This window comes from Streptomyces sp. SID14478, assembly GCF_010548525.1.
Classification (GTDB): Bacteria; Actinomycetota; Actinomycetes; order Streptomycetales; family Streptomycetaceae; genus Streptomyces.
This window is the reverse complement of record NZ_JAAGMG010000729.1, coordinates 1-285: the sequence shown is the minus strand read 5'-3', so window position 1 is coordinate 285 and position 285 is coordinate 1. Positions and strand designations below refer to the sequence as shown.

1 protein-coding gene is annotated in these 285 nt (G+C 78.9%); it reads right to left on the bottom strand.

The window, feature by feature from the left end:
• On the bottom strand, positions 1-285 hold a 285-nt coding region (locus tag G3I40_RS23905), incomplete at both ends, for a helix-turn-helix domain-containing protein (protein ID WP_164304167.1).

Below are 285 nucleotides of genomic sequence, written 5' to 3'. Positions count from 1 at the left end.
CAGCGCGGCCAGGTGGGGCCCGGCGATCCGCGGCAGCGTCGTACGGGACAGCGGGGCGCAGCCCAGGCCGAGCACGCGGGGCGTGAGCCGGTGGGCGCGGCCGTCCTGGGTGACGTAGCCGAGGTGCCGGTACGTGATGAGGGCGCGGCGGGCGGTGGCCCGGGCCAGTCCGGTGCGCTCGGCGATCTCGCTGAGGGTGAGCGCCGGGCGGGCGGCGTCGAAGGCGGTGAGGACGCTGAGGCCGCGGGCGAGCGAGGCGATCGGTGCCCCGTCGAGCGCGACCGC